Below are 10433 nucleotides of genomic sequence, written 5' to 3' on the forward strand. Positions count from 1 at the left end.
ATGGCGACTGGCCTACCATTTACGGACAGAACTATACGGCCTTCCTCACCTCGGACGGTATTGAAAAAAATGAAGACGGAAGCTTTAAGACAAAAAAAACCGGCGAAATCTATGAGAAAGACGAGAAAACCGGAACCTACAGAAAAACCGGTGACCGTTTCAACTATGTCTTCAATAAAGCGCATGTAGGCTTTATGCCGAGGATGTTCAGTGAAGATAAAGACGTCATGTCCAACTACATTTCGATGTACGGCGCTCCGGACTTCACCTTCAATGACGCCAACGAAGAGGTTGCCAACAGCCCTGAGGCCAAACAGATCTATGAAGAGCTGAGACAGAAATATGCAGACAAAAGCATTACGGCCTCCGACTACCTGAAGGTGAAGCCTTATAACCTGATTACCATCCAGAAGCCTTCACTGGCACAGAACCTGGATTATTTCATTACCTTTCAGAACGGTTATTACTTTGCAAGGTACCTGATGTGGAATTTCGTTGGTCGCCAGAACGACCTGGAAGGAAATATGGAAAGCACGAGAGGGAACTGGATTTCCGGGATTCCTTTTATTGATAACGGAATTGTAGGAAACCAGGACAAGATGCCTGCCAAGTTTAAAAACGAAAGTACGGTAAAATTCTTCTTCCTGCCGCTGATTCTGGGACTGATCGGATTCTTTTTCCAGCTGAACAGGGATTTCGGAAGGTTCTACGCAATGCTTTCAATCTTTGTGCTGATGAGCGTAGGGATTGTTTTTTATACCGGTGTAAAACCGTTCGAACCCCGGGAGAGGGATTATGCAATGGTTGGCTCTTTCTATGTATTTGCCATCTGGATCGGCCTGGGTGCCGGAGCTCTGCTCTGGCTGCTGCAGTCTAAAGTGAAATCGGGTGCGGCGAATCTGGTATTGGGCGTTGTGCTGCTGGGTGTGCCTTTCATGATGGGATTCCAGAACTATAATGTTCACAACCGTCATAACCGGTATACTTCATACGATTACGGATATTCGATTCTTAAATCACTGCCTAAAAATGACATCCTGTTTGTATACGGTGATAATGATACCTATCCGGTATGGGCTATCCAGGAAACACAAAATTTCAGAGATGATGTGAAGGTGGTCAACTTCACACTGGCTTCCACACCATGGAATATCGATCAGATTAAAAGAAGAACCTATAATGCCGCGCCGGTTCCGGGAGTTCTTACCCATGATGATTACAGAGACGGCGTAAACGATCAGATCTATATGATGAAGAAAGAAGACTGGCAGGGGCTTTTCTCCATGCTGAAAGAGCAGGGTGCACCGGCAACTGAATTTGCCGAATTCAGAAAGTACCTGACCCAGGATTCCATGACGATGAAAGAGGCCATCAGCTTCCTTAAGTACACGTCTCCTTCGAAAAACGAACTGCTGAAAATGTATTTCGGGGAAGAGAAGTTTGAAAAATACAACATCCTTCCGGTAAACAAGTTTATCCTTCCCGTGAATAAGGCCAATGCCGTACAGTCTGGAATCATTAAACAATCTGACCTGCCGGAGACGGTAAACCAGATCATGATTACCTATAAGGCAAACACCTTATACAAAAATAACCTGATCATGCTGGATATTCTGGCCAACTTTGACTGGAAGAAACCGATCAGCTTCTCCTCCGGAGGAATCTATGACAGTGAAAATATTTTCTACCTGGACGAATACCTTCAGTTTGACGGATTCAGCTACAGGCTGGTTCCGATCCATACGCCGCCGTCATCGGACGGAGAAATGGGCAGAGTGGACGGCAATTCCCTGTACAATGTGGTGAAAAACTACCGGTGGGGGAATTTCAAGGACCTGAATACCCATTTCGATGAGACCGCTACTTCCAACATCATGAGCTACCGCTCGTCTGCCAGCAGGGCTGCCTCTTCTCTGGCAGAGATGGGCCAGAAAGGAAAGGCGCTCGAAATGCTTGATCTGGCATCCAAGGAAATTCCGGCCCAGAAGTATAACGACCCGCGTTCCTTAAGCTCCATGGTCTATGGATATATCGTATCCGGGCAGGAAGCCAAAGGGCTGAAACTGGCCGAAGTGCTGAAAAAGGGAATCTTTGATGAGTATGATTATTACATGAGCTTAAGCAAAGCGGACCAGAGTTATCTGAGAAGACAGATCAGGACAAAGCCGATGGAATATTCCCTGGTGGTTTCTGCCGTTACCGATGCATACAAGAAAATCGGCAAAAAAGATAAAGCCTATGAGTACCTGGTAAAATCCATTGAGCCGATCGACAAAAAATTCAACACCTTCGTCGAGAACCTTAAGGAAATGGGGAAAGAAAAGGCGATGAGCGAATCTGACCAGGTGCAGAAGATCACGCCGTTCTATCAGTATCTGTTTGATATTATGGAACCTTTTGATTCTACCTATTCCAAAGAGAAAGAATCGCAGATCACCAATTCGATCATGAAAGCAACCCAGTAATTGCTGGCAGCAACATATAAGTAAAAACGGAACTTCGGTTCCGTTTTTTTTATTATTGTGCCACAGGAATTTTAAGATTATCTTTGCGGGATTAACGAAGCACAATGACAGATACAGAAAGTAAAAAAATCCCATTGTTGGCTGTAGGAATTACAGTACTTTTTAAACTCTTGTTTTTACTCACGCATTATATCCAGGAAGATGCCTTCATCACCTGGAGGGTAGCACAGAACCTGCTGGATTACGGAGTCATCGGATTCAATGGTGACACTAAAATTTCTGCGTCTACCACCCATCTGTATGTATTTGTTTCCTGGTTCTTCAACCTGGTTTTCGGAAAAGAAAATTTTACAGAACCGCTTCTGATCTTTAATTCTGTCCTTTTTACACTGGGAAGCCTTTTGCTTTCCCATCTGCTGCTGAAGAATGCCTGGCACAAAGCACTCTTCATTTTCCTGATTGGCATCTTGCCGCCCGCCATCAAGATTTCCATTCTCGGAATGGAATACGGCCTCCTGTTTTTCCTGGAAATGGCGCTTTTGTACTACGGCTTCCACAAAAAGAAAAAGTGGGCACTGCTTGTATTTCCTGTCCTGATTATTTTCACAAGAATCGACACCGTTATCTTTCTCGGGATCATATTTGTGACAGACCTTCTCTGGACCAGGAAGCTCAGATGGGGCTACGTTCTCGGCGGTATCCTGGGCCTTACGGCAACACTGGCTTTCAACTGGCTGTATTTCGGCGAAATGGTCAATAACACCATTACCGCAAAAAAGCTGGCTTACGATCACCATTTTACCTTTGCACAGAACCTGAATATATTCGCATCCAATTTTGGTAATTTCTGCGGTATGCTGAAGCTTCCCGGGGATTTCAATCCGGTAACCATCGTGATCCTTCTTTTTGAAATCCTGTGTTTTGTCTATCTGATCAGGCAGAAGCAGCAGCGAAATTATTTCCTCTGGATCATCTTTATTTTCGGCTGGGTAAAGCAGGTTATTTTCCTGTCTCAGAAAAGTTTTTTCGACTGGTATTACTGGGTGCCGCAGCTGCTGCTGTTTGTTCCGGTACTTGTTTTTATTCTCGAACAGAGGGTAAAAAAAATCCTGTGGCTGTCTTTATTTATTGCGGTCTACAGTATTCCGATGCTGGCATTCCAGACTATTCATTGTATTGCTACCGGAAACGGTGAGTGGAATTACCGGAGAACGATCGGCCTGTTTCTTAACGGTTACGAGAACGATAAAAACCAGTGGATTTTCCTGGAACCGGCCGGATATGTGCCGTATTTTTCCGGATTAAAAACCATTGATGAGGTGGGACTGGTTGACAAAGGGGTGCAGGAGGAAATTAAAAAAGACAAAAACCATTTCAGGATCAACACGGTGAAAAACAGGAAACCGAAATATCTTCTGTCTTACCGCGATCTCTTTACTGGTGAAGAGGCAGCATATTATCATGCGCATTACCGTCTGCTGAAAGAATTCCGGGTCAGGGAACATCTGAACAGCAATAATAAGATCTTGGAAAAAATTTATATGCTGAAGCCTTCAGGGACAGATTATAACCTGTATGAACGGATTCCTGAATAATTGAACAGCAGCTTTGCAGATTTAAAGTAAACCGATTATGAAATACTGTGCTTTTCTCCGCGGCGTAAATGTCAGAGGAACCAATATGAAAATGGAAGAAGTCTGTGAAGTCTTCCGGAAAGCCGGTATGGCTGATATTGTTTCGGTGCTGGCTTCGGGAAATATTATTTTCTCTTCGGATATGGAAGCAGAGATGCTGAAGCAACTACTGGAAAAGGCAATGGCCGACCATTTTTCATATGAGGCTTTCCTGTTCATCAGGTCCCGGGAGGAAACGGAAACCATCCTTACAGAAAACCCTTATGAAAAAAATGAAAATCTTCATTCGTATGTATTCATCGGCAACCCGGGAACTGAAGAAGTGCTGATTACTGCGTTTGAAAACGCCGTAAAAGCTCCGGAAGAAGCAGCCCGGATCGTAAACGGCAACTTCTACTGGCAGGTTCCCAAAGGAAATACTCTGGGCTCTTCCTTCGGGAAAATTTTGGGGAAAAAGAGCCTGAAAGAACGGTTTACCAGCCGCAATATCAGTACTTTTGAGAAAATCCTCAAAAAATTCTGATGGATGTTGTTAAATTACTGGCTGTCATCCTGGTCTTATCCAATTTTTATTATTTCGTTTATCCGGAAAATAGGAACATCCGGAATAGATTTTTGATCAGCCTGGCTTCCGTAGTTCTGCTCTCCCTGGTCTTTTGCTTATCTGCAGCCCAATCAATGAAATTAGCGGGGGAAGGCGTGGTGATCATGACAGGGTATTATCTTATTCTGTTCTGCGCCCACCTGCTTATCATAAAGGTATTTAAGATAAGGAAATACATCATCTACCAGTTGGTGTTTACAGTTCTGTTTTTCGTGGTTACTATGTTGTACACGGCCTTAGTGCAGGATGTTTTCAGGTTTTCCTGATAAGTATGGGTGTTCGTTAAAAATAATATGCCTGTCTGAAATCTGAAACTGTTACCGTCCATTCATCCCGTCGTTCCGGAATGATCTCAAGCATTTTTTCTTTATATTCATCCCTGCCGGATATAACCTTCTTTCCCATAAAACAGGAGGCTTTGAATCGTGCGCCCGGCGGGCCGTCATGAAAAATTCAGGGTTTTAAGAATCAAACTTCAGAAATCCGAATTTTCTCATTACTTTTACCGAACTTTTAAATATATCCCATGATTCAGTATTTAGACAATATCCATCACAAAGATTCAAAGAACTTTTTCCTGATTGCAGGCCCTTGTATCATCGAAGGTGAAGACATGGCGCTGAGAATAGCAGAAAAAGTGGTGGAACTGACCAACAAATACAATATTCCTTACATTTTCAAAGGCAGCTTTAAAAAAGCGAACAGGAGCCGGGTGGACTCTTTTACCACCATTGGTGAAGAAAAGTCGCTGGAAATCCTTAAGAAAGTCGGGGAGACCTTCCACATTCCCGTGACTACAGACATCCATGAAAATGAGCATGCCGCCCTGGCCGCCCAGTATGTAGATGTACTGCAGATTCCCGCCTTCCTGGTGCGCCAGACGGATCTGCTGGTAGCTGCCGCAAAGACCGGCAAATGTGTTACCCTGAAGAAAGGCCAGTTCCTTTCTCCGGAATCCATGAAATTTGCCGTGGAGAAAATTACGGATTCCGAAAACCAGAAGGTAGCCATTATCGAAAGAGGGAATTCCTTCGGGTATACTGATCTGATCGTCGATTACAGGGGCATCCCTACCATGAGAGCATATGCTCCGGTGATCCTGGATGTTACCCATTCATTACAGCAGCCCAACCAGAGTTCAGGGGTAACCGGCGGAAGGCCGGATCTTATTGAGACCGTAGCCAAAGCCGGAATTGCGGTAGGTGCCGACGGGATCTTTATTGAGACGCATCCCACGCCGGAAACCGCACTTTCAGACGGCGCCAATATGCTGAGACTTGATCTGCTGGAAGACCTGCTGCAGAAATTGACGCGGGTGAGGGAGGCCATCCTCTAAAAGTTAAAATAAAAGTCCTATATTCACGTTTGAAATCTTAAAATATTTCTTTTGAAAAAACTAGTTTTACCATTGAGCCTGCTGGTTCCTGTCCTGATCTTTTCACAAAACAGCAAAAAAAAGGATACGCTGAGAACTTCTGCCATTGAAGAAGTTGTTTTCCAGAAAAAAGTGACGGGCCAGACCAACGACCTGACCACGGTGAAAATTTCAGCTAAAGATGCCCAGAATGTGGCGAGTATTTCCGGAGGGATCGAGGGAATTATCAAAACCCTGCCTTCCGTAAACTCCAATACGGAGCTCTCATCGCAATATATGGTTCGTGGCGGAAACTATGACGAAAACCTCATCTACATCAACGATATCGAGATTTACAGGCCTTTCCTGATCAGGAATTCCCAGCAGGAGGGATTAAGCATCATCAATCCCGATATGGTGTCAACGGTCAATTTTTCAGCAGGAGGTTTCGAACCAAGGTACGGCGATAAGATGTCTTCGGCACTGAATATTTATTACCGGGAACCTCAGAAATTCGAGCTGTCGGGAGAAGGGAGCCTTATCGGCGGCCGCCTGACTGCGGGTTTTGCTTCCGGTAAAGGCCAGGATGACAATAAAAAATTCACCGCCCTCTTTTCAGGAAGGTACCGGAATACCAATCTGGTGCTGAATACCCTGAAGGAAGATACGGATTTCAATCCGGTCTATATGGATTTCCAGACCTATCTGAATTACCACTTCAGTCCTAAATTCAATGTTTCGTTTATCGGGTATTACTCCAAAAACGACTATGAAATGATCCCGAAAGAACGGGAAGTGGATTTCGGAAGCCTCCAGCAGCCGCTGAAGCTGAATGTGGCCTACGGCGGACGTGAAGACGATAAGTATAAGAATATGATGGGAACGGTCTCTGCCAATTTCAAGCCTTCCGATAAATGGAGGTTTACCTTGGACGCCTTCTCCTATCAGAACCGGGAACGGGAATATTACTCGATTGCTTCCGCTTACATCCTTCAGACGTTCGATCCGATTACCGGAGAGCCGGTAACCTCTTATGACGCCGGCGGCCAGATTGAACATGCCCGGAACGATCTTTTTGTAAGAACCTACGGAGCCCAGTTCAGGACCCGTTTTTCACCGAATGTCAATACCGATATTGAGGTAGGATTCAAATATGAAAAGGAAAACCTCAAAGACCTTACCAATGAATGGCGGCTGGTAGATTCCGCCGGATACAGCATCCCGCACGAAGCATTTATTGAACCGAGGAATGCTTCCGACCTGAATCTGATGTATAATATTACGGGAAGGAACCATATCCAGCCCAGCCGTTTCTCAGCCTATGCCCAGTATTCTCAGAAATTTTTCTGGGGCAGCAACAAGGTATTCGTTAATGCCGGAGCAAGGGTAGCACACTGGAGCTTTAACAACGAAACGATATTTTCACCTAGGGCACAGTTTGCCATCAAGCCGGACTGGGATACCGACATGTTGTTCAGGCTCTCCGGAGGAATTTATTACCAGGCTCCGTTTTACAAGGAGATCAAGGACCTTAACGGCAACTTCAATCCGGATATCAGATCCCAGCGGTCGATTCAGGCTATTTTAGCCAATGATTACGAATTTTATTTCGATGACCGGCCTTTCAAACTGACCACCGAACTGTATTATAAGAAGATGAATGACCTGATCCCATATTATATGGATAATGTGAGGATACGGTACACCGGGAAAAATAATGCATCAGGCTATGCTTACGGAATCGATACCCGCCTGTTCGGGGAATTTGTTCCGGGTGTGGATTCATGGCTCTCTGCCAGTTATGCCCGTGTTTACGAAAATATAGACGGCAAAGGAGACATCCCGAGGCCTACGGACCAGCGGTTCCGCTTTGCCATGTTCTATCAGGATTATATGCCGAAATTCCCGTCGATGCGCGTGAATCTGACATTGACCTACGCCATGGGACTTCCAACGGGCGCTCCGGTATTTACCGATCCGTACAAATACCAGAAAACGCTGCCATCCTATAAAAGAGTGGATATCGGTCTCTCCAAAGTTTTTATCGACAGAAAAGATAACAAACAGACCTATGGGTTCTGGGGGAATTTTGATGAGCTGACACTTGGTGTCCAGGTGTTCAATGCATTCAACATCAGGAATACCATCTCTAACCAGTGGATCACCGATGCCAATACTACCCTGATGTATCCGGTTCCGGTACGTCTGACAGGACGTTTCTTTAATGTAAAGCTTGAATTTAAATTTAAATAAAAATATCCTTAAGCTCCTGATTCTTCAGGAGTTTTTTATTATGATGCATCCTATGAAATTCCTCATTATTACCGGACTGCTTTTTTCATTCACTGTATCTGCACAGTCTTCCGAAAGAATGATCCGTGACAGCATCAGGAAGGAAAGCCAGAGCATGCAGGATGAAACTTTACTTGTAAAAATACTTTCCGGACTGAAGGATACAGATCTGGCGGGCTTATCTGAAAAGATGGTTTCCGGTATTGATTTTAACCGGCTGCAGCATGAAAACCTGGTTTTCTATTTCAGGAATCTCTGTCATGACCGGAGAGGACCATTGATGTTTGATGAAAATGTCTGTTAGGTCAACACCGTCAATCCGGCTTATCACCATGCTGATTTCTGGACAGCGCGAACCATCAGGCTGATTCAGGAGAAGTATCACAAAAATCTGATTCCAGGCCTGTATCCCGATCACAGATTGATTACTGACAGTGAAGAATTTGATCATATGGCTGCCGCTTACTATGCCGGTGAATCCAAAAAAATCATTGATCTTGCAAAAACAAAAAAGAAAGGCAGAATAAAATATAAAATTGCCGATCAAAGCACAGGCTACAAAGCCGTCGTACAAAAAGAAAGTACATTTTATTATTTTCCTTACAGAAACAAAAAACTGATGCTAACCCGACTGAATAGCCGTATTTCCGGTTGCGACCCGGTTTTTTTACAGTTTGCCAATTTTCCGGACGGCATTGTAACGGTGAAATTTGATTATCTGGATGGAAATGATCCGGTGTATAGATCCTATCAGTTCAAAGAAAGGAAATGGACAGAAATACCGGCAAAAGGAGAGGATCAGCTGAAATTTAATTTTTGAAAAATGATCTTCCGGCCTCTGCACATTCGGGTACCTGACCGCTTTTTCAGTCTGCAGTATACATGTATATCTGTTAGGGTATATCTTCTTGACCATTTGTTATAATAGGAAGAAACAGTATTGTTTCATAAACATAGAGGCCCGGGAAAGACCTTTCAGTTACCACGATAATGATTATCTTTGTTATATAAAAAGGAGAGAAATGAAAAAATATATTATTGCCGTTGCCTTATTTATAAGTACAGCCGTTTCCGTTTCCGCGCAGTCGAAAAAAAATGCGCAGGTTTCTAAATTGTATGCAAACTACCTTGCCGTGAAGACAGCGCTTGCTTCGGATAATGCTTCAGCCACTGCCAAGGCGGCAGCTGATTTTTCCGGAACACTAGCCACCATAGATAAGAAAGCAGTTCCTGAGAAAAGCCTGACTGTGCTGAAGAAAGAGGCCGCTCTTATTTCAGGAAATAAAAATATTGAGGCGCAGCGTAAAGCGTTCCACGGACTTTCGGATGAGATGATTGTAATAACCAGGGCATTCAGGATTTCAGAGAATCCCGTATACGTTCAGTATTGTCCAATGGCCGACGCAAGCTGGCTGAGCAGCGAGAAGAAAATTGTCAATCCGTATTACGGAAGCGCGATGCTTTCCTGCGGAAATATCAAGGCGGAAATAAAGTAGAGATTTCTTTCAGGTCGCTCATTTTGATGAATTAATTATATAATCAATTAAAATGTAGAGGTTAATTCTAATTGGATTCAGACATTAAGTGACGGTTGGAATTACGCAAGGCCGCGAAGAATACTAAAAAAATATGGGTATAAGGCGCAAGGAATTTGGCAAAGCCAAATTTTCATGTTGCTGAGTTATTATGATTTTATAACTTCAGTCTCATGAAAATCAATCGGCACTCCGAAATTTTATCTCTGATAAAATCTTTGCGCCTTCAAACGCACTACATTCAGAGTCCCTTTGCGCCTTGGCGTTTTCCAACATTCCATAATAAACGCCAATGCTCAAAAGATGAAGGACAAGCGCAATGCTTCAAAGGGACAAGGTATCTGCCAAAGCCAGATTTCTTTCAGCTACGCATTTCGACTGATACATTAATCAACTCCTTTAGCGGAGCAGAATTTTTAATGCATTCACTGAATGATGGTGGAAGTACGCAAGGCCGCGAAGAATACTAAAAAAATATGGGTATAAGGCGCAAGGAATTTGGTAAAGCCAAATTTTCATGTTGCTGAGTTATTATGATTTTATAATTTC

At 43.8% G+C, this 10433-nt stretch carries 9 protein-coding genes; all 9 read left to right on the forward strand.

The window, feature by feature from the left end; translation table 11 throughout:
• Positions 1-2465 (forward strand): DUF2723 domain-containing protein (locus QZ735_RS16705; RefSeq protein WP_294250816.1); only part of this gene is annotated, 2465 nt, incomplete at its 5' end.
• A 104-nt stretch (positions 2466-2569) separates the two neighbouring features.
• Positions 2570-4060, forward strand: a complete 1491-nt coding sequence (locus QZ735_RS16710) for a hypothetical protein (protein WP_294250819.1) — start codon at positions 2570-2572, stop codon at positions 4058-4060.
• Positions 4061-4097: 37 nt separating this feature from the next.
• Positions 4098-4622, forward strand: coding sequence for a DUF1697 domain-containing protein (locus QZ735_RS16715; protein WP_294250823.1), 525 nt, complete (start codon positions 4098-4100; stop codon positions 4620-4622).
• Positions 4622-4969: a hypothetical protein gene (locus tag QZ735_RS16720; protein ID WP_294250825.1), complete on the forward strand. Its 348-nt coding sequence runs from the start codon at positions 4622-4624 to the stop codon at positions 4967-4969. The genes QZ735_RS16715 and QZ735_RS16720 overlap by 1 nt, the downstream gene beginning before the upstream one ends.
• A 260-nt stretch (positions 4970-5229) precedes the next feature.
• Positions 5230-6039, forward strand: coding sequence for a 3-deoxy-8-phosphooctulonate synthase (gene kdsA / locus QZ735_RS16725; RefSeq protein WP_294250827.1), 810 nt, complete (start codon positions 5230-5232; stop codon positions 6037-6039).
• Positions 6040-6090: 51 nt separating this feature from the next.
• A complete protein-coding gene (locus QZ735_RS16730) occupies positions 6091-8310 on the forward strand; it encodes a TonB-dependent siderophore receptor (RefSeq protein ID WP_294250829.1) in 2220 nt (739 codons plus the stop codon).
• 52 nt (positions 8311-8362) lie between these two features.
• Positions 8363-8653 (forward strand): hypothetical protein, encoded by a 291-nt coding sequence (locus QZ735_RS16735; protein WP_294250830.1) that lies wholly within the window; start codon positions 8363-8365, stop codon positions 8651-8653.
• A gap of 147 nt (positions 8654-8800) precedes the next feature.
• The gene (locus tag QZ735_RS16740; protein ID WP_294250832.1) at positions 8801-9169 is read left to right on the forward strand and encodes a hypothetical protein; all 369 of its coding nucleotides are present in this window, start codon (positions 8801-8803) and stop codon (positions 9167-9169) included.
• A 202-nt stretch (positions 9170-9371) separates the two neighbouring features.
• On the forward strand, positions 9372-9845 hold the full coding sequence (locus QZ735_RS16745) for a DUF3347 domain-containing protein (RefSeq protein WP_294250835.1): 474 nt from the start codon (positions 9372-9374) through the stop codon (positions 9843-9845).
• Positions 9846-10433 lie beyond the last annotated feature (588 nt).

The organism is uncultured Chryseobacterium sp., assembly GCF_913776365.1.
Taxonomy (GTDB): Bacteria; Bacteroidota; Bacteroidia; order Flavobacteriales; family Weeksellaceae; genus Chryseobacterium.

What these genes read in the sequence shown, in the direction of transcription:
- QZ735_RS16710 (WP_294250819.1), top strand. Translation starts at nt 2,570, where the DNA reads ATGACAGATACAGAAAGTAAAAAAATCCCATTGTTGGCTGTAGGAATT.
- QZ735_RS16715 (WP_294250823.1), top strand. Translation starts at nt 4,098, where the DNA reads ATGAAATACTGTGCTTTTCTCCGCGGCGTAAATGTCAGAGGAACCAAT.
- QZ735_RS16720 (WP_294250825.1), top strand. Translation starts at nt 4,622, where the DNA reads ATGGATGTTGTTAAATTACTGGCTGTCATCCTGGTCTTATCCAATTTT.
- kdsA (WP_294250827.1), top strand. Translation starts at nt 5,230, where the DNA reads ATGATTCAGTATTTAGACAATATCCATCACAAAGATTCAAAGAACTTT.
- QZ735_RS16735 (WP_294250830.1), top strand. Translation starts at nt 8,363, where the DNA reads ATGAAATTCCTCATTATTACCGGACTGCTTTTTTCATTCACTGTATCT.
- QZ735_RS16740 (WP_294250832.1), top strand. Translation starts at nt 8,801, where the DNA reads ATGGCTGCCGCTTACTATGCCGGTGAATCCAAAAAAATCATTGATCTT.
- QZ735_RS16745 (WP_294250835.1), top strand. Translation starts at nt 9,372, where the DNA reads ATGAAAAAATATATTATTGCCGTTGCCTTATTTATAAGTACAGCCGTT.